19 protein-coding genes are annotated in these 20,093 nt (G+C 43.5%); 2 read left to right on the top strand and 17 right to left on the bottom strand.

The annotated features are described in order from the left end of the window. Positions 1–288: 288 nt before the first annotated feature. The 8 genes from OCU38_RS15560 to OCU38_RS15525 all read right to left on the bottom strand — a co-directional run bounded on the left by OCU38_RS15560 (position 289) and on the right by OCU38_RS15525 (position 8,347). Positions 289–444: a YoaH family protein gene (locus OCU38_RS15560; protein WP_021713585.1), complete on the bottom strand. Its 156-nt coding sequence runs from the start codon at positions 442–444 to the stop codon at positions 289–291. 21 nt (positions 445–465) lie between these two features. Further along, complete coding sequence (locus tag OCU38_RS15555) at positions 466–1,347, bottom strand: DUF2861 family protein (protein WP_261824417.1); 882 nt, start codon at positions 1,345–1,347, stop codon at positions 466–468. After that, the gene (gene vxrB, locus OCU38_RS15550) at positions 1,347–2,009 is read right to left on the bottom strand and encodes a response regulator transcription factor VxrB (protein WP_261824416.1); all 663 of its coding nucleotides are present in this window, start codon (positions 2,007–2,009) and stop codon (positions 1,347–1,349) included. The genes OCU38_RS15555 and vxrB overlap by 1 nt, the downstream gene beginning before the upstream one ends. Further along, a complete protein-coding gene (gene vxrA / locus OCU38_RS15545; RefSeq protein ID WP_261824415.1) occupies positions 1,984–3,438 on the bottom strand; it encodes a sensor histidine kinase VxrA in 1,455 nt (484 codons plus the stop codon). Before vxrA ends, vxrB begins: the two co-directional genes overlap by 26 nt. A 304-nt stretch (positions 3,439–3,742) precedes the next feature. Beyond that, positions 3,743–5,122 (bottom strand): Re/Si-specific NAD(P)(+) transhydrogenase subunit beta, encoded by a 1,380-nt coding sequence (pntB, locus tag OCU38_RS15540; RefSeq protein WP_023403778.1) that lies wholly within the window; start codon positions 5,120–5,122, stop codon positions 3,743–3,745. Between the two features lie 10 nt (positions 5,123–5,132). Beyond that, positions 5,133–6,671, bottom strand: coding sequence for a Re/Si-specific NAD(P)(+) transhydrogenase subunit alpha (gene pntA / locus OCU38_RS15535; protein WP_261824414.1), 1,539 nt, complete (start codon positions 6,669–6,671; stop codon positions 5,133–5,135). 173 nt (positions 6,672–6,844) lie between these two features. Then, positions 6,845–7,126 carry an HlyU family transcriptional regulator gene (locus OCU38_RS15530; RefSeq protein ID WP_261824413.1) on the bottom strand — a complete coding sequence of 94 codons (282 nt, stop codon included), beginning with the start codon at positions 7,124–7,126 and terminating at the stop codon, positions 6,845–6,847. Positions 7,127–7,363: 237 nt separating this feature from the next. After that, positions 7,364–8,347 (bottom strand): Solitary outer membrane autotransporter beta-barrel domain, encoded by a 984-nt coding sequence (locus OCU38_RS15525; RefSeq protein ID WP_261824412.1) that lies wholly within the window; start codon positions 8,345–8,347, stop codon positions 7,364–7,366. 314 nt (positions 8,348–8,661) lie between these two features. Here OCU38_RS15525 and OCU38_RS15520 point away from each other — a divergent pair, with 314 nt between their 5' ends. Further along, on the top strand, positions 8,662–9,096 hold the full coding sequence (locus OCU38_RS15520; protein WP_261824411.1) for a DUF3069 domain-containing protein: 435 nt from the start codon (positions 8,662–8,664) through the stop codon (positions 9,094–9,096). 107 nt (positions 9,097–9,203) lie between these two features. On the opposite strand, the gene modC is transcribed toward OCU38_RS15520, so the two are convergent. The 8 genes from modC to nrdD all read right to left on the bottom strand — a co-directional run bounded on the left by modC (position 9,204) and on the right by nrdD (position 17,877). Next, a complete protein-coding gene (gene modC, locus OCU38_RS15515; protein WP_261824410.1) occupies positions 9,204–10,298 on the bottom strand; it encodes a molybdenum ABC transporter ATP-binding protein ModC in 1,095 nt (364 codons plus the stop codon). Next, positions 10,295–10,987: a molybdate ABC transporter permease subunit gene (gene modB / locus OCU38_RS15510; protein ID WP_261824409.1), complete on the bottom strand. Its 693-nt coding sequence runs from the start codon at positions 10,985–10,987 to the stop codon at positions 10,295–10,297. Before modB ends, modC begins: the two co-directional genes overlap by 4 nt. Before the next feature lie 51 nt (positions 10,988–11,038). Beyond that, positions 11,039–11,809, bottom strand: a complete 771-nt coding sequence (modA, locus tag OCU38_RS15505) for a molybdate ABC transporter substrate-binding protein (RefSeq protein ID WP_261824408.1) — start codon at positions 11,807–11,809, stop codon at positions 11,039–11,041. A gap of 47 nt (positions 11,810–11,856) precedes the next feature. After that, positions 11,857–12,510: an ATP-dependent zinc protease family protein gene (locus OCU38_RS15500; protein ID WP_261824407.1), complete on the bottom strand. Its 654-nt coding sequence runs from the start codon at positions 12,508–12,510 to the stop codon at positions 11,857–11,859. 54 nt (positions 12,511–12,564) lie between these two features. Continuing rightward, positions 12,565–13,746 carry an amino acid aminotransferase gene (locus tag OCU38_RS15495; RefSeq protein ID WP_021713571.1) on the bottom strand — a complete coding sequence of 394 codons (1,182 nt, stop codon included), beginning with the start codon at positions 13,744–13,746 and terminating at the stop codon, positions 12,565–12,567. 241 nt (positions 13,747–13,987) lie between these two features. Next, positions 13,988–14,857, bottom strand: a complete 870-nt coding sequence (locus tag OCU38_RS15490) for a hypothetical protein (protein ID WP_261824406.1) — start codon at positions 14,855–14,857, stop codon at positions 13,988–13,990. A gap of 377 nt (positions 14,858–15,234) precedes the next feature. After that, entirely contained in the window at positions 15,235–15,705 is a 471-nt protein-coding gene (gene nrdG / locus OCU38_RS15485; protein ID WP_023403766.1) for an anaerobic ribonucleoside-triphosphate reductase-activating protein, read from the bottom strand. Between the two features lie 51 nt (positions 15,706–15,756). Then, positions 15,757–17,877 carry an anaerobic ribonucleoside-triphosphate reductase gene (gene nrdD, locus OCU38_RS15480; RefSeq protein WP_261824405.1) on the bottom strand — a complete coding sequence of 707 codons (2,121 nt, stop codon included), beginning with the start codon at positions 17,875–17,877 and terminating at the stop codon, positions 15,757–15,759. A 273-nt stretch (positions 17,878–18,150) separates the two neighbouring features. On the opposite strand from nrdD, the gene OCU38_RS15475 reads away from it, so the two are divergent. Continuing rightward, positions 18,151–19,074, top strand: a complete 924-nt coding sequence (locus OCU38_RS15475) for an endonuclease/exonuclease/phosphatase family protein (protein ID WP_261824404.1) — start codon at positions 18,151–18,153, stop codon at positions 19,072–19,074. A 93-nt stretch (positions 19,075–19,167) separates the two neighbouring features. Here the strand turns inward: OCU38_RS15475 and OCU38_RS15470 are convergent, their stop codons facing one another. Beyond that, positions 19,168–20,010 (bottom strand): WYL domain-containing protein, encoded by an 843-nt coding sequence (locus OCU38_RS15470; RefSeq protein ID WP_261824403.1) that lies wholly within the window; start codon positions 20,008–20,010, stop codon positions 19,168–19,170. Between the last annotated feature and the right edge of the window lie 83 nt (positions 20,011–20,093).

The following is a 20,093-nucleotide window of genomic DNA, read 5'->3' as shown; positions in this document are numbered from 1 at the left end:
CCAAATCGCGTGTTTTGTTTCTTTATTACGCTTGTTCTTATCGTCATTTCGAACAACAAACCTCACACAGCATAAAATACTGACGACATAACCATTGAAAAGCCTCGAACGAAACCGCATGATCGCATTAAATAATAAGCTATTGATAAATAAATTAAATTAGATATAAATCATTACTTTAGCTCAACTGGTTTCACGCAGATTATTTGTCTTTTTCATAGATTAAGCTAATTTACGCCTTTAAAAGTAATTAGTTATAGTGCGTTAGGTATCTAAAAAACAAGAGCATTACTGCTCTTGGTCTTTTTTGAACTCTTTGCGTATATCTTCGGCTACTTGCTTAATCGCTTGGGCGGTGCTCATGCCGTTGGCCATTAGTTCTTGAATGCGTTCAACCGCTTTCTGCTGCTCTTCGTGAGTCAGCGGAGGTAAATCATCAAACATAGTGTTTCCTTTGGTTCTGCCCTACTCGTCTGCGAAGTCGACAGTCTTACTGATTATACGCTTGTCCTGAAATAGGATTGGCCCTTGCCATTGTGATTGTGTCATCGAGACACTTACAACATAACGATCAGGCGGTACTGCGTTGGCAGGTAGTCTAACAGGATAGGTAGACTCATACGACTTATTCCAAACCGTATTGTACTTACCATCCTTATAGTCATAGACAGTGACTTTTTGCACTGGCAATGGACAGTAACGATTCAGCAATCGTTTTTTATCGACCGCCCAACTGTCTTGAGAATCCCATCGCACTACGTGTACAGGATCGGCATCACTCATAATTAACCAATGCGTCCAGAGTCGTTGTGTATTATCTTCTAAAACAAGCTGATACAAACCTGCTTTTAACGGCTTATTTAAACTGTACGTTGCTTCTGTATGTTGCAAGGTACGGTTATCATCGGTGGTTTCTTCGTAACTGCGTTGGTCGATAACGTTATTCGAGATGCTCGAATCTGGCCATGCGATCAGTTTGACCGAAACCAACGGTTTATCGGTCAAAATATTCAAAGCCAGTTTGTTAGACAATCGACCTGGGCGTTGCAGTGACACTTTCTCGATAGTGATTGAGTCAATCCAACTTGGGAAACCCTCAGCAATTAAGCTTTTCCCACAGTCTTTTTCCGTGGCTTGTTTTAGCAATGAATCCAAGTGTGACGCTAGGCTATCGGTCGATTCCTGTTGCCACACTTGTACCATGAGCTCAAACATTCCATTGAGATCATCTTCTAGCAGTTTTTGATGCATTTGCGTGACGATATTATTTTCTTCAAACCACTGAGCATTCGCCGTTACTGGCGTGGCAAGCGGTAATAATAATAACGTCGCTAACAATCGCTTCATTAGCTTTTCATCTTGTAACCAACACCACGTAAGGTTTCGATATCGATACCCGGCAGTTTTTGACGCAGTTGCAGTACGTGAGTATCAACCGTACGCGTTGTTGGGAAATGGTTGTAACCCCATACGTGATCCAACAATTCGTCACGAGTGAATACACGACCAAGATTACTCGCTAGGAACATCAACAAATCAAACTCGGTACGAGTGAGCGAAATGCTTTCATCGTGGTAATACACTTCACGAGTCGCTTTATCAATCACTAAGCTGTCTGTGATTACTTTTGAGTCATCAAATTGAGACTCACCATCAACCACACGTAAGTTTGCGCGAATGCGAGCAAATAGCTCAGCTTCGGCAAATGGCTTGGTCAGGTAATCATTTGCACCAGCGTCAAGGCCAGATACTTTATCTTTTACGGTCACCAGTGCCGTCAATAAAATAACTGGTACAGATTTGATTGCTTTCCACTCCGCAAGGTGCGAAATAGAGTCACCATCGGGTAATTGTCTGTCTAAGATAACCAAATCTGCTTTTGACCATAACTCAGTCGTCGCAGCAATAGTTTCAGAATGCAGACAGGTGTAGCCAGCTTGCTCCAAGCTCACTAATAGGCCATCGGCCAAGTTTTTATCATCTTCAACGAGTAGTAGTGTCTGTTCCACAAGGGATCTCCATCACGAATTTTGTCGGTGGGCCAATAAGTTTCATCTTGCCCCCCATTCTGCCCACCATAGATTCAACAATGGTCAAGCCTAAGCCTAAGCCAGCTTCGCTAACAAAAGGTTTGCGTACTTGCTTCCAATCTTTAGCGCTGAGTTGACCTTGGTCTTGAACCTCAATAGTGAGCGTATTATCACTTCTATGTACGTAAAGTTCTACTTTACCTACACCGTACTTAATAGCGTTGTTGACCAAGTTATCGATACACGTACCTAGCCAATAAATGTTGATTTGTACTTCAATGTCTTTATCCAGTTTTAGTTCAACGTCACCTGGATAATTTTCTACTTTATATTCGAGCCATTCTTGCATCGACGGCAGATGCTCGGTTGCCAGCGCTTGGTTATCCGATTGCAGATAATCTTTACTTGCCTCTGCTAACTGGCGCAACCTTCGTGAGTCTTCACACAAACGTCTAAACTCGTCATATACCGATTCAGGCAAGTGTTCAAACTCGCGACGAAAACCTTCAACCGTCATAGATAAACTGGCAATCGGCGTGCGTAATTCATGGGTAAGGATCTGTAATATCAACATGCGACTACGCATTTCTTCACGCTTGCTGTTCCAGCGGTAGATAGACCAACCCACAATCAAGGTGACATTCAAGAACACTAATACATAGACTAACTTCTTGATAAGGTGGCTATTATCGTGTTGCTTCCAACAAATATTGCCCCTTTCGAAGAAACATTCGCTCACTTGAGAAATGGGCATAAAACTCAACTCAGCTTGAGTCGCATTTTGCTCTAACACTTTAATATCAAACACAAAGTAACTATCGCCCTTACGAAGCCAAAACTCTTTATCTTGTAAGAACATAGGAGCGCCAGATAACAAAGAGGCAATGCCATCACTGTGCATCACTTGCAAGCGACCAAGCAGCGAGCTTGGCTCAGCCAGTTTTCTCTCACTGATGTGCATGTAAGGCTCAAGCTCTTTCGCTCGCTCTGGATGTGCTTTTACATAGCGAGCGGCATATGTACCGCCACCTGGGTGAATAGGGTTTGAACGAGCAAACCATTTTAAAGGCAGTTTGGTACCGCGACACATGGCTCGCGTAAATACCAATGGTTCGGTAACTGCAGGGCTAAGAGGTAGCTTTCCTTTACAGTTTTGCTCCAAACGATACAGCAATTGAATATCCTTTAACGGATACTTACTGGTTTGCGGCAACATAGAATTAGGATCAATTAAAGCGGTTGGGAAATCCGCTTGGATGACCTGCATATCGTACACATCTTTAGCATCTTTAAAGACGAACAAACCCACCAAAGCATCTAATCTTTGGGGCAGTGTTTTCGCCATTAATACAGGGCTTACTAGCAGTAAGCTGATGAATAGAAGTAAAGTTCTCAAAGAGTACAACATGTTTTAACTGGAATTGTGTCACTATACTCCCAAACCATCATGCGTTCCAAATCCAACACCAATATTGACAACGAAATGACAGATCTCTGCCTTAACGACACAAAAATTGAACAGTCTTTTACAAAACGCTTTCCATACATAGATGATATGGTTGATTAGTCAGTTATTTAGGTGATCAATTGGATCAGGAATTAAATAGACAATAAAAAATCCGATAAACAAAGTTTATCGGATTTTTAGCAAACTCAGCTTTAATACACAGCGATAAACGCTAATGTCGGCTTATGTTTTCTCATTTAGCTCATTAAAGATGCTCAATAATCTTCATGCACGACTCTTTCGCATCGCCAAATAGCATCGAAGAATTCTCTTTAAAGAACAATGGGTTTTGTACACCCGCGTAACCAGTGTTCATTGAACGTTTGAACACCACCACGTTTTGCGCGTTCCATACTTCAAGTACAGGCATGCCTGCAATTGGGCTTGTTGGATCGTCAAGTGCGGCTGGGTTTACAGTATCGTTTGCGCCGATAACAAGCACGGTATCCGTTTCAGGGAAGTCATCGTTGATTTCGTCCATTTCTAAAACGATATCGTACGGCACTTTTGCTTCAGCAAGCAGTACGTTCATGTGTCCTGGTAGACGACCCGCTACAGGGTGAATACCAAAGCGAACGTCAATGCCTTGCGCGCGAAGCTTTTCAGTGATTTCGTGCACTGGGTATTGCGCTTGCGCAACGGCCATGCCGTATCCCGGAGTGATGATTACTGACTTCGAGTTTTTCAGCATTTCTGCCACTTCTTCAGCGCTGGATTCTCTGTGCTCGCCCTGCTCTTCATCACCTGTAGAGACTGCAACTTCTTGACCAAAGCCACCTGCGATGACACTGATAAATGAGCGGTTCATTGCCTTACACATGATGTAGGACAGAATTGCACCCGAAGAACCTACCAATGCACCCGTTACAATCAATAGATCGTTAGCGAGCATGAAACCTGCTGCTGCTGCTGCCCAACCAGAGTATGAGTTCAACATGGACACAACCACTGGCATATCGGCGCCGCCAATTGACGCCACCAAGTGATAGCCAAAAGCAAATGCAATTAGCGTCATCAAGAACAGTGGCAATAAGCCGCCGTCGCTACCTAGGTACCATTTCATTAGCAATGCTGAGACAACAATGGCTGCCAAGTTTAGCTTGTGCTTATGCGGTAGGTTTAAAGGGGATGATGAAATTACGCCGCGCAATTTACCAAAGGCGACGATGGAACCGGTAAAGGTCACTGCACCAATGAATACGCCGATATACACTTCAACGAGGTGAATCATATGCTCAGCGTGAGTGGTTAAAATTGGCGCGTCAATAAGGCTGTTGTAACCCACTAACACTGCAGCCATACCCACAAAACTGTGTAGGATTGCCACCAATTCTGGCATTTCGGTCATTTCTACTTTGCGAGCAAAGTGAATACCAATACCACCACCGATCACCATGGCTAACAGAATCCATGCGATGCCGCTAGAGTGTGGACCAAAGATAGTCGCAAGTAAGGCAATCGCCATACCTGCAATACCATAGTAATTACCTGCACGCGCACTTTCCTGTTTAGAAAGCCCCGCCAGGCTCATGATAAAAAAGACAGCAGCAATAATATATGCGGCTTGAACTAATCCTGCAGACATTCGTTACTCCTTAGTCTTTACGGAACATTTCTAGCATACGCTTAGTGACCGTAAAGCCACCGAAGATATTGATACTAGCAATTAATACAGCGATAAATGCAAGGAAGGTGACAACACCATCCCCTTGCCCAACTTGGAGCAACGCGCCGACGATGATAATGCCTGAGATGGCATTCGTTACCGACATAAGTGGCGTGTGCAATGCGTGTGTTACGTTCCAAACTACGTAGTAGCCGACAATACATGCCAACACAAATACAGTGAAGTGCGCTAAAAACGCCGCTGGAGCCACAGATGCAACCCAAGAAAATGCGCCAACACCTACCGCCAATCCAATCAGTTTTTTCACAGGAGACGTAGGCTCTTCAACTTTAGGTTCCGCTTTAGCTGGCGCAGCTTTAGGAGCAGCTTGTGGCTGAGCTGAAACTTGAATTGGTGGCGCAGGCCAAGTGACTTCGCCCTCTTTAACTACAGTAACGCCGCGCAGTACAACATCTTCAAAATCGATGTTGATGGTGCCGTCTTTCTCTTTACAAAGCAGTTTTAGAAGATTGACAAGGTTGGTGCCGTAAAGCTGTGAAGACTGAGTTGGCAGGCGACCTACCATGTCGGTATAACCAATGACTTTTACGCCATTGGCCGTAGTCACCACTTTATCGGCTTCGGTGTAAGCACAGTTACCGCCGTTTGCCGCGGCAAGATCGACAATCACGCTACCCGCTTTCATGCTATCAACCATCTCTTTGGTGATAAGCTTAGGCGCTGGGCGACCTGGGATAAGTGCGGTTGTGACTATGATATCAACGTCTTTCGCTTGAGCAGCATACAGCTCTTCAGCTTTTTTGTTGAACTCATCTGACATTTCTTTAGCGTAACCGTCACCGGCGCCAGTATCTTCTTGGAAGTCCACTTCCAAGAACTCTGCGCCCATTGATTCCACTTGTTCTTTTACTTCAGGACGAACGTCAAACGAGCGTACAATCGCGCCAAGACTACCAGCGGCGCCAATCGCCGCAAGACCGGCAACGCCTGCACCTGCGACCAAGACTTTAGCCGGTGGCACTTTACCAGCTGCGGTAATTTGCCCGGTAAAGAAACGACCAAACTCATGCGCCGCTTCTACCACTGCGCGGTAGCCTGCGATATTCGCCATTGAGCTCAATGCATCTAGCGCTTGCGCACGTGAGATACGTGGCACTGAATCCATCGCCATTACGTTAATGTTTTTGCTGGAAAGCTTTTCCATCAATTCTGGGTTCTGCGCTGGCCAAATGAAACTGACTAAACTTGCTCCATCTTTTAACAGTTCAATCTCTTCATCTGATGGTGCATTGACCTTCAAAATCAGATCAGCATTCCATACCGTACTGTGGTCAACAATGGTTGCCCCAGACGCTACAAACGCTTGATTATCAAAACTGGCTAACGCGCCCGCTTCCTCTTCTATTGAGACTTCAAATCCCAATTTTATAAGCTGCTCCACCGTTTTAGGTGTGGCGGCTACTCGTGTTTCACCCGTGAGACTTTCTCTAGGTACACCAATCTGCATAGCTATTCCCTACTATTGGCACAAATTAAAAATACAAAATTAAAAATCTTGGCTCGACTGCCCTGTCGTTTGGCAGAAACGTTACCAAGCAATCACAAAAAGTTATCATCATTGTTTACTATAAAACAACAGATCATTGTCTTATAAAGCACTCATCAGACTAGATGGAATGATTATTTATCGAAGATTGACTCACCCATTTGATCAATAAACATCTGCGCTTTCTTAATCATGAGTTCATTCGCATCCGCTTTGTTGCCCAAAACGTCCGAACGAATAAAGCGATGAGTTTTTACCGAATCACCTTCGCCACTAGTAATGCGACCCGCAATCCTAAACAAACCACCTTCGGCAATTGGCTCTGCATAAATTAAAAACGTCTTATATTCTACTGGTTCGACAATTTCTTGCTTCTGAGTGTCTGATGAACCAAAAAGACGACTAAACCAACCCATAAACTCTCCAAAAATCTTAGACTTACTGCTACTAAATCTATGTTAAACAGAGTTTAAAGGCGAGCACTATTCGTAAGAATTTGTCGTTATGCATCACAAGCTTATGCGATTAAAAACCCAGAACGGGTAAATTTAAGAGAAGAAACACAAAATGAAAAAATAATGAAGTGAAGCCACAGTGCAAACTATGGCCTTTGTGTCATGCAGACAACAGGCGCTAACCCGCGAGCGAAAGGATTAATGTTCGTTAATCAGGAAGACCAAAGTGCCGCCCTTTAAGCTACTTCCGTAGTTAATGTTTAACCCTAAGCCAATGTTATCAATGTAGTCTTTCAAGAATGGCACCGTCATTATCCAGCCCGCACTCCATTCATAATAATTGGTGGTGCCCATAGGATCTTCAAGATCGCCACCCACATCAATGCGGCGCAAACTGGTAAATACCGTCTGTCCATATCCGCCTAAATGACCGATATCGTAAAAGCCTTTAATGCCATTGATCCAATACCAGCCGCCAGGATTACCCACATCTCCGTCGTTTGCTTCACCCCAACCCACGCCGTAGAAGAATTTCAGCTCGGTAAACGTTTCCCAATGCCCCCAATCCTGAGGTTTGGTGTAATGCAGTTCGATATTAGGCTTGATGGTAAACGCCCATGCATCGGTATTAAACGCACGCCCATCTAACTGCTCTCTAAAGTTACTGCTGAATGAGTTGCGATATGTGTAATCGTTGCGGTAATACATCAAGTTGGTGCCAATACCGGTGTTTAACGTTAAGTGATCGGTAAAGGCGTAACCCGCGCCATATTTGGTGGCAAAGGTGTAGTTTTGTTCTCGACTTGTGTCTTCTGGCTCTAGCGGATCATCACCATAAGAAATGTTGCGTTTGGTTTCTAAATACGAGCCAATAAAGGTGACATCTTGAGTGATACTCGAACCGTTGGACAAAGATACCGAGGGCAGATCGAGCGTGTATGGGATGGTATAAACCGTGATTTGTTTACGCAGTTCTAGCGATTCTTCACTGCCTATATTGTCGTTGTTGTCTGAAAGAAAACTGTTAGGATCGAAATCTTGAAAACCAAAAGAGATGGCTTCACTATCACTGAGCAGAACCGCAGTAGCAAAATTTTGCTCCAGTATTTCGCGTAATACTTCATCTGCGTTTGCCGATGCTGTCAATAGCAGCGCCGTCAGGCATAGTAAACAACGATTCAAACTTACCCCGTAAAAATACATAACAATCCATTGCAGTAAACAATAGCTAGTTTAATCATTGCTTTCACTAACTATTTTAAGGTTTTAAGTTGTTTTAAATTCTAACTGATTAATATTTGATCTTGCAAAATGAAAGAGTGAGCATACAAAATGACAGCATAAGATGTTTTTTTAAACAAAAAGTTGTCAATTCCACCAGCAAAATTGTCGGCTTCTTTATTTATTATAGATTCATCACCCAATAGAGCCGAATAGTTTGACATTTCTCAGTAACTTTTTACGATGAAAATACCATTACAACTAGGTATGTACTTATGTCAGAAATAATTGAAGATCAAACCATCGATCTAAGTGAAGTTTCAGCGGAATTACGCCAGGTTATCGAGTTCGATGAAGTGCCTGAGCAAATGTTCCAAATGGTTGTTTCCATACATGAGGCCGGTGAAGAAGAAGTGCGTAAAGCGTGGAATGAGCTTCCAGCCAGTGCGCAAAATGTTGTCGATAACTTTGAACAATTTCATGCGCTCACTTCGGTAAGCCAATCTTTTGCAGGTGTGGGGCTATTGGAAGAATTTCCTAGCCTGAACATTCCGGAAAACATGACCGAAGAAGAGACCAATAACTATAAAGCGCAGTTGCTAGACCAAGTGCTATTTAACTGCATTAAAGATATGGTTAAACAAATGAAAAAAGCGCGTCGAGACCCTATCTTGAAACGTGACTTTAATAACGTGTTTAAAAAAGATTAAAACACTTATCTAGCCCTAGTGAGTTTGCTAACTGCTAGGGCTTTTGCTGCCCCTTTCTGCTTATCTCGTTTACTCTTAGATCCTAACCCTTACACCTAAGTGAACTACTAATATGACGCCAAATTTTGCTGGGTAAAACTGACCCCTTTAATTTGTGCGTAGACTTGACTTCCTAGCGTCAAATTCAACTCTTCAGTAGCCCACTGAGTCAAGGTTGATTTTAGTAGCAACTGTTCATCGAGCCTTAATGTAATCAAGTTTGAATGGGCATTGATGGCGCTGATATCCACAATTGACACCGGTAGCCTATTTCTAATCGAACTGTCACTATTTTGTGACAATGTCACTGATACATCCTGCGCATTGATACGAATACGCATACACTGGCCCACTTTGTCTTCCAATCCTTGATCTGGTACCCACAACCAATGATCGGCCACTTTCATTTTGCGCATCGCATAGCTTTCATGTCGCTCTGCAACCTTGGCATTAAGCAAAGTGCTGTGTCTTTCTCCTTCTTGCCACAAGGCAAGAGTGCCACTGTTCCATACCGTTTCCACATTACCAAAATCCACCACTTTGCCTGACTCAAGCACCAACAAGTGATCGGCTAAATGCATCACCTCTTCTAGGCTATGCGTCACATACACAATGGGGATTTCTATCTTTGCCGAAAGCTGATTAAGGTATTGAATAACCTCTCTTTTACGCGGAATATCTAAACTAGCAAGCGGCTCATCCATTAACAATAACTGTGGATCGCTTAGCAAGGCGCGTGCTATCGCCACGCGTTGCTTTTCACCGCCGCTTAATGTATTCGGCTTAGCCTGCAATAGATGATCGATCCCTAATAATGCCGTGAGCTCTGCAAGACGAACATCAGCATTATGCTTGGCCGCGCCAAATAACAAATTATCTTTGATAGAAAGATGAGGAAACAAACGCGCGTCTTGAAAAACCACCGCCACTTTACGCTTCCACACCGGAATATGGGTGTTATTTTGCGTATCGAGCATAGTTAACTGGTTTAATTTCACGTGCCCTGATTGCGGTGTTAACAAGCCTGACAGTACATTCAACAAGGTTGATTTACCGCTTCCAGAACGCCCAAATACAGCCGTTACGCCCTTGGCTGGCAATTCACCTTGAATATCAAAATGCTGGCTATCGAATTGATGGGTAAATGAAAATTGTAAAGTCATTCAATTAACCCCAATTTCTGTTGAGAGCGACGCGATAGCCATTCACTGAAAAATAGTGACAGTAAAGCGATGATAATGGCTATGATGCACAAGCGCATGGCCTGAAATTCGGCGCCGGGAGTTTCCAAAAAGCTGAACATCGCCAAAGGAATGGTTTGCGTTTCACCGGGGATATTTGAAACAAAGGTAATGGTCGCGCCAAACTCGCCAAGACTGCGAGCAAACGCCAGTACCAAACCCGATATCACCCCTGGCATAATCAGTGGCAAGGTAATGCGTCGAAACACAGTGATCGGGGTTGCGCCAAGCGTCATCGCCGCTTGTTCTAATTTGCTGTCTACAGACAAAATGCTCAGCCGTATAGAGCGCACCATAAGAGGCAACGCCACTACCGCCGAGGCAAGGGCTGCGCCCTTCCAGCTAAATGAGAAATCTATACCCAGATAGGTATCTAGCCATTGACCCACTGCGCCTTGCTTACCAAACATAATAAGCAGTACGTAACCGATAACCACAGGAGGCAACACTAACGGCAGGTGAATTAATCCATCAAGCAGGCTTTTACCGTAAAAGTCTTTCTTGGCTAATAACCATGCTAACGCTATACCCACAGGCAAGATTGAAATGCTGGCCACAAGTGCCACTTTCAAACTAAGAATAAGAGCAATGGATTCGATCTCGGTAAGCATGAGGGTCCTCTAATTCAATGCTTGTAAGGCGTTTATCTGCGGAGCTTTAAACTAATTCGTCTGCGCCTCTGTATTCGGCGCAGGACTAAAGCCTAGCTCACTCAATACATCTTGCATTGGTGGCTCTTGCATCATCGTATACACCTGACTTGCGTTTGGTTTGTCAGTCAGCAATAGCATTGGGTATTGAATAGGTGCGTAATATTTCGCAGGTATGTGAGCCAGAACCTTCACCATCTTCGATTGTTTAGCATCGGTGGCATACACAATGCCAACAGGTACTTGCTTGCGCTCAACCATTGCCAATACCGCGCGAGTATTTTTCATCGGTGCGGTCTTTTTCGATAATGACGACCACACGCCAAGCGACACTAATGCTTGTTTGGCATAGATCCCCACTGGCACCGTATTGGTTTCGCCAATGGCTATCCTACCTTTACCTATTAGCGTCTGCCAAACCATAGTGTCGGAAAGTGTCGGGATAAGCGGTAAATCATCACCACTGATTACCACCAGCTCGTTTCCCGCTATCACATGCGCAGGTTGAACGCCTTTATCTTGCTGCTGCTCTAGATAACTCATCCACTGCGTATTCGCCGAAATAAAAATATCCGCAGGTGCGCCATTGGCAATTTGTCTAGCCAATGATGAGGACGAGCCAAATACACCTTTTACTTCAATATTGTGCTTAGCGGCAATTTGCGCCAGATTTTGCACCACTTGCGTCATAGACGATGCGGCATAGACATAAACCGTTTGCGAAGAGTTGGCAAATGCATTGCAAGAAAGGGTCAGTAACAGAAGAGTGAGGAAACGGGACATAATGTGCTTATCGTAAAGGTGCCCATTTTAGGGCACCAAATCATGAGTTATTTGCTCGCTTTAGGCTGCACATATCGTCGACTTACATCGACAATGGCAACGTCTCGAACAAAACTACGGCCAAGTAATACAGGGAAATCAAGATGAGAACGATCCACTAAAGTAAACTCTGTTTTTTCTTTCAGATCTGAGATTTGTATCCATACAGCAACCACAGGACGTTTATCCGTATCCTCGGTGCTCGATTGTTTTATTTTGGCAAAACGTACCACAGGCAAGCTAATTTCTTTGCCTATTTTGCCATTGTGTGACGGCTTAAACTTAACCCATTGGTCACCGTCACGTTCAAACTGTTTTATCTCGACAGCAGACAATGAAGAAGTCGTCGCACCTGAATCTATGCGCGCCTTAACGGTCGCTTTAAATTCAGGAAAGTAAATCCATTCTCTTTCACCAAGAATCAACTTACCGTCGGCTGTTTTAGTTGGTAAAGGAGCAGGCTTCACCTCCTTCTCTACCATTTCAGCTTTTGGCTCTTCTTTTTCTACGACTTCTTCAATCGCTTCTTCAGGCTCTTGTTCCATAACCGGCTGCTCAAACTTCACCTCTTGTTGCTCTTCCTGAGCAGGTGGCGCTGTTGTTGAACATGCAGCCATAGAGCCTGCTGCTAACGCGATACTTAAAATTTTCCAATGTTTCATCCTATCCACCTGTACAATTTTAGTTTGTTATATTTTTAGTTGCTCAGTCGCACATTAACGCACCGCCGCAATTGATGATGCAACATACGCTAAATCTTTTTCTCTTAGTCCGGCAATGTTAATACGTCCATCATCAACACCGTACACACCAAACTCTTCACGCAATCGAAGCATTTGCGAAGGCGCGAAACCTAACACGCTAAACATGCCTTTGTGCTGCTGAATAAAGTCAAAATCGTGCGAGCCTGTGCGCTCTACAAGCTCTGAACACAAGTTAGCGCGTAAGTTGACTAAGCGTAGGCGCATTTGCTCTAACTCTTGTTGCCATGCCGCTTTTAACTCATTGTCTAACAACACAGTTTTAACTATAGACGCACCATGAGCAGGAGGCATAGTATAAGTTGTTCTTGCCATCTGTAATAATTTGCCGCGCGCATTTGTGGCATGCGTTGCTTGATCCGCCACAATAATCGCACTACCGGTTCTTTCTCGGTACAAACCGAAGTTTTTAGAACAAGAACTGGTCACAAGTAGCTCAGGTAAATTGCTCGCCATATGCTGCACGCCAAACGCATCTTGCGCTAACCCATCACCAAAACCTTGATAAGCAATGTCGATAAATGGCAAGAAGCCGTTTCTTTGCGCTAATTCAGTCACGCTCTTCCACGCCTCTGGCGTTAAATCGGCGCCCGTTGGGTTATGACAACAGCCATGCAAAAGAACCACATCTTTTGCTTTCACTTTTGCCAAATCTTCCAGCAGTGCTGATGTATCAACTTGTTTAGTCGCCACATCAAAATAGCGATAATGCTTAACTTTTAGACCCGCTGCTTCCATCACAGGTTGATGGTTTACATAGCTTGGATTACTCAGCCAAACCGTGGCGCCTGGGTTACTAAAGGCTATCAATTCAGCCAACATGCGTAGACCACCACTTGCGCCCGGAGTTTGAATTGAGCTAGCACGAGAAGCCACCGCAGCATCAGGTAATACAAGGCTTAATGCCGCAGCATTAAACTCCTCGTCCCCTGCCATACCTACGTATGCCTTGGTCGTTTGCTGTTCAAGCACTCGCGCTTGCGCGGTAAGTACCGATTGCATAACCGGAGTGACACCGTCACTGTTTTTATAGACGCCAATACCAAGATCAACTTTATTATCACGTTGGTCTAAACGGTAAGCTTGAGAAAGAGACAGGATAGGATCCTGTTTAGGTGCAGTTAAGTTGGAGAACATGAAAGTCACAACCCTTTGAAATTCATTTGGATAGTGTCACGTTATCATTTGCGCAGAGAAATCGAAACTGTTAATCGGGGTTAAACTGGCTTGCTGGGGTAATTTATTGGGATTGAGGTGATTGGAGAGTGTTAGCCGTACCATTCAAGCCAGTTAAATTCGAGGCAATTTAGGGGAATATGACAACAACGTTAATACTCATCTTGGGACAGTCTCTAGCAATGACTAAGAAAATTTATTTTTATTCGACTGACCAGTGATAATACTCATCTTCTTCAATGCGCTGCTGCCACTGCTCATCAATATCACGTTGAACCGCAACATAGCAATCACTGCATATAGATATAGGCTCATAACCAAATGAATTATGAACTATTGTTTGACCTTCACAGAAATCAGTTTCAAATAGATGTTCAATGGATCTCAAGTCATGAGAATAAAAATAATCCTCACACTTCCCACACTCTTCAACACTTGTTTGGTATCCGCACACATAACAAGTCTCCTTTGATTTATCCGCGACAAAACTATCACAGAGACAATTTGAACATTCCCATACTAATGAAGAATCAACGCCTTCCTCCTGCATTCTAGTATTTGCATGTTCAATAAGCACAACACGGCTCTTCTCTATTTCTAATAAGCTCTCAATGAAATTGCTATCAATGTAATCCGTAATCTGAATATCAAAGTGATGACGAAACATATGGACAATTAAGCCGAAAACTCGAAGGAATTGAGCTTTTGCATATTCTACTGAAAAATCAAATTCATGGTGTGTAATATCATTTCTAAGTTTAATCGCCGACGACATTCCTTTTTTTTCTTTTTCAGAAAACTTAACACCTCCAATCATAGGGTTTTCTAAACGCTCAATAGCTTTCGTAACACTAACGGTATGCTTAGGATTATCAATATTCTCGTATAAGAAAAGAGGGTGCTTTTTTGCCAAAATTGACTTCAGACTCAACTCTAACGACTGCACAAGGTTAAGTATTGCAAACTGCCAGTTCCTTGCATCATTTTCAGCGACAATTGCCTTACTTACAGCTTCTATTAAAAATGCTTGGCTATTTTCCAATACATTTAATTTTAAATGATGTTCTTTCATAATCCCTCGAAGCTAAACGCCAGATGAAAGTGGAACTCACTACGCTATCACGACACCAATTGTTGACGCCATATGGTTATAACTCAATGATTTCGTATTCACCTGTCCTTTTGGGCGCCATGACAATATGTATAGACTCTTTATTAGTGAGCTTCTGTGTACATGTTTGAAGTAAAGTTGGTCTTCACGCTCTGCTTATTTAAAATCCAATTATCAGATACTTCATAGCGCTAACTAACTGTTTATTAATAACAAGTATATAACGCATAGCCAAATGAAATAAGGGACAGATTATAAAATCTGTCCCTTAATAGGTCGTTTTGATAACAGACATCACTCAACATCTCATAACGAGACGCTAAGTAACCTGCAGGCGCTTAATCTAATGTAAAGCGGTGAATGACTTGGTTTGAGCTGCCTCGCCATTCTAAACGAGCGTCGGCTAAGTCTTTTTCAAACTTGCCGTCAATCAAAGTATCTACGTAGTTAACGACTTGTTGTTGCTCTTCACTAAGCTCTGCGAGAACGTAACCCGTCCACATCCAGATATCCTTTCCGGGACACTCTTCTTTTACTCGCTTTACCAGCTTAAAGATTGCTTCAAGATTACCCGGATAAAGCGGATCGCCACCAGAGAGTGACAACCCTTTGCGCTTGATGCGGGTATCGTTGAGATCAGCAATCACTTGGTCTTCCATCTCTTGGGTAAATAAATGCCCTGAGCTTGGCGACCAAGTCGATTGATTGTAGCAGCCACGACATTGATGGATACATCCAGAAACAAACAAGGTGCAGCGTGTTCCTAGCCCGTTGACCACGTCAACTGGGTAATAATTGTGGTAGTTCATCAGTGTGTTGCTCGTGCTAATTGTTTAAATGGTATTGCTATAGTCACTTACTTATAAGTGTTTTACGCGACGTTTCACTTCTTCTTGTTTACCAAAGTTAAACGGACGTGCATCTGGGCTACCTAGATAGCCACATACGCGTCGAGTTACCGATACTTTGGCTGAATCGTGGTTGCCACAGTTAGGGCAAGTAAAGCCTTTACTCGTACACTCAAACTCACCGTTAAAGCCACATTCATAACACTCATCAATTGGTGTGTTAGTCCCGTAGTATGGAACGCGGGTATAAGCGTAATCCCAGACGTTCTCTAATGCTTCGACGTTGCGCTGCATATTCGGGAACTCACCGTAACAGATGAAGCCACCGGTTGAGATCATTGGATATGGCATTTCAAAGTCAATTTTGTCGTACGGGTTAACCTTTTTCTCCACGTCTAGGTGGAAGCTGTTGGTGTAGTAACCCTTGTCTGTTACGCCTTTGATTACGCCAAACTCTTTAGTATCAATTTGGCAGAATCGGCTACACAAGTTTTCACTTGGTGTGCCGTACAAGCTAAAGCCATAGCCTGTTTCTTCTGTCCATGCATCGACATTACGTTTTAGGTAAGCGATAACAGCCACGGCTTTTTCACGTAGCTCTGCGGCGTCAAACACATGTTGCTCAGTGCCGTATAGGGCATTAATTGTTTCGTGAACGCCAATATAACCAAGAGAAATAGAAGCTCGGCCATTTTTAAAGATTTCAGAAACGGAATCGTCCGCTTTCAAACGAACGCCACACGCGCCTTCCATGTATAGGATAGGAGCAACGCGCGCTTTGACGTTTTCTAAACGAGTAATACGAGTCTCTAATGCACGACGTGCGGTGCTTAGTTTTTCGTCCAATAGCTCGTAGAAACGCTCTTCACTGCCCTGCGCTTGTAGCGCGATACGTGGCAGGTTAAGGCTTACCACACCAAGGTTGTTACGACCGTCGTGGATCATCTCGCCATTTTCTTCATAAACGTTTAAGAAGCTACGGCAACCCATTGGCGTTTTAAATGAACCTGTCACTTCAACCACTTTGTCGTAGTTAAGGATATCTGGGTACATACGCTTGGTCGCACACTCAAGTGCCAATTGCTTAATGTCGTAGTTTGGATCGGTTGCTTTATGGTTTAAGCCATCTTTGATGCCAAAGACCAATTTAGGGAAAACAGCGGTCTTACTGTTTTTACCTAGACCTGCAATGCGGTTTTTCAAAATCGAAGTTTGGATCAATTTAGACGCCCAAGAAGAGCCTAAACCAAAGCCAAAGGTCACAAATGGAGTTTGACCATTTGCGGTATGCAGTGTGTTTACTTCGTATTCTAAAGATTGGAATGCGTCGTAACATTCTTTTTCCGTGCGAGAGCGTGCAAATGCTTTTGGATCATGGATATCCCACTCTTGCGCCACTTCTAAATGTTTTTCGTAACTGCTCATCACGTACGGTTCAAGCACTTCATCGATACGGTTGATGGTCGTGCCGCCGTAGATGTGGCTAGCCACTTGCGCGATGATTTGCGCGGTTACCGCTGTTGCTGTAGAAATTGATTTTGGTGTATCAATCTCAGCGTTACCCATCTTAAATCCATGTGTTAACATGCCTTTAAGATCGATAAGCATACAGTTAAACATTGGGAAAAACGGTGCGTAATCGAGATCGTGATAATGGATATCGCCTTGCTCATGAGCTTGTACGATATCACGAGGAAGAATGTGTGTTTTGGCGTAGTGTTTAGCCACGATGCCCGCAAGCAGATCGCGCTGAGTTGGAATCACTTTGCCATCTTTATTGGCATTCTCATTCAACAGATCGGCATTTGATTGTTCAATAAGGCCTTGGATCTCTTGGTTGAGAACACTTTTCTTCTCTCTCGCTTTATCGCGATCATGGCGATACTCGATATAAGAACGAGCCAGTCCTTTATATGGACCCTGCATCAGTTCATTTTCGACTAACGTTTGGATTTGCTGGATATCCACTTCTTGGCTACCCGCCAGTTGTCCCTCAACCTGTTCTGCTACGTCTTCAGCATAATCAGACAAGCTTTGATCAACATCTGATCCTGCACTTTTGATAGCCGCGACGATGCGATCTTTGGCGAAAGGGGCAAGAGAACCGTCTCTTTTTAAAACAACTGGTTTCACAATTTCTCCTTACCCACAGTATATACACAGATACACTATATAGGGTATTTAATTGAATATTCGACACTACATATTGTGGGCGTATTTAACGAGATGCGCCACTTATTTTTATTGATCTAGATCAAGATAAAGGTCGAGTCTACTATTTTAGGAACGATCTTTTACGTGTAAATTACTCCACTCACAGAACAAAAAAAAACGTATTTTTTTTTTAGTTTGGGTTGCAATTTTTAAAGTGCTTTTGAGATGGGCGATGAACGGGAACAACAACTTTTGAAAAAAATAATTAGAAAAAAAGCGCTTGCATTTACTTGCCATATATTGCTTCTATTCTGTGTGCCCGCAGGTGCTTATGCGGCCGGTTTAAAATTAACCACTTGGAATTTAGCTTGGCTTTCTACGCAAAGTTATCCACAGTTTGCGGAGAGTCAGCGTGACAAAAGTGACTTTTCCACCCTCTCTCGTTACCTGCAAAACATCGAGCCCGATCTGCTCGCTTTTCAAGAAGTCGACAGTATTGAGGCCATTCAGCGCGTAGTGGATTCGCAATATACTGTGCTGCTTTCTGAGCGTGCGCTTGCCAAACACTCCGCCAAGCAATTTAGTGATATCAATCAGTACACTGGAGTTGCCTTTAAAAAAGATCTCAATGTAGTTGAACACCCCGACCTAGATTTAAATGTGGAGCGAGGCGGTAAACTGCGATTTGCTACCTATATCGAAATCAGATCAGCAATTTCATCCGCGAAAGCACCTACAAGCATTCACCTGCTCTCAGTGCATCTCAAAGCAGGTTGTCAGGGCAAGAAGAACCGCAATCGCTCTTGCGACATAGTGCAAAAGCAAGCACAAAAATTAAACCAATGGATAGTACAACGAGAAAGTCACGGGCAGCCTTATATTATTTTGGGGGATTTCAATCATAACCTTGCTTATAAAGGCGACTGGTTGTGGAAAACCCTCACCCAACACACCCACAAAGCGCAACTTGCCAGTAAAACCAGCCAAGCTAAATGTGAAATACGCTCAAACCGTAACCCAAATCAAACCCATAGATTTAGAAGCTTGATTGATCACATCATCGTCAGTTCGGATTTAAGCTATTCGCTGCCGAAGCAGAATGTGTATGCTAAGCAAGATGTGCTGAACTACCAGCTTAGCGATCACTGTCCTGTGTCGTTTTCTTTGCTGGATTAATTTTCTTTGCCGGATTAAATAGAGGCTAGCAAGTGCGCCCTATTTTGTTTACAGGGCGTTTATACAAGTGATGTGAAAGAAGATAAAAATACGCTAACCCATATGCCGAAGGATCTCATCGCGATTCACCACAATCAATTGCTGGCGACCGACAAGCGTGTCCTCATAATCTAGGTATACATTCAGCGCATACAAGGTATAGCGAAGCAGCGCCACACGACATGGCACAGTAAATGTGCCCTGTTGCATGTCATATTCATATTGAATGATCGCTTTTTGCTTATCTGAAAGACGCGGATCGGGCGCAAATACAATATCGACACTGCGTTGCCACTGAGTGTCCTGTTGTTTGTTATATGGTGATCCATCAAGAAGCGTCAATGTCCCTTCAAATCGACTTAAAATGAAATCTCGGTACTGTTGATTTTTTTCACAATAGGCACGAACGTGCCAGCGCAATGGCGTACACACAATAGAATGAGGCGTGATGACACGTTTTTCGGCAACGGGTTGGCTCATAGAGCGATAGGCGATCTCTAGCCTTAGCTCCCCTTTTGCGGCTAGCAAAATTTTCCGTACATGTTCAGCATTGACTTCGCGCACAGGGATAGGCAACGAACATGCCGCTCCGCCCGTAAACTCCATCGGCGCGAAGATATTGGCATTGGCTTCCTGACTTGCCAACAGATTCAAAAACTCTTGAGCATGACCAGTAATAAACTTGGCAGAAAAACACTCGCTGGGCACATAGCCTTTCAGACTGCTGTCATAAATAAGATTGGTTTTAGAGATATGTTGGATATAAAAATTGATATCCCTTGAGGCTTGCTGACGACCAATACCAAAACTTTCACACAAATGCTTGGTCGTTAAGCGACCTTCCCAATAGGCAATTAACTCTATTAGCCTAAACCTTTGGTGTTGATCCCACTTCATAAAACCCTCTACACATCAGGATATGTCTACTTTCCGCATATCATATTTCTAGGCGGTAATTTAGCATAAGTAGTGTTTGATGT

It is taken from the genome of Vibrio neonatus (assembly GCF_024346975.1).
In the GTDB taxonomy this organism is placed as follows: domain Bacteria; phylum Pseudomonadota; class Gammaproteobacteria; order Enterobacterales; family Vibrionaceae; genus Vibrio; species Vibrio neonatus.
The sequence above is the reverse complement of the archived record's forward strand: the minus strand, read 5'-3'. Positions and strand labels throughout refer to the sequence as shown.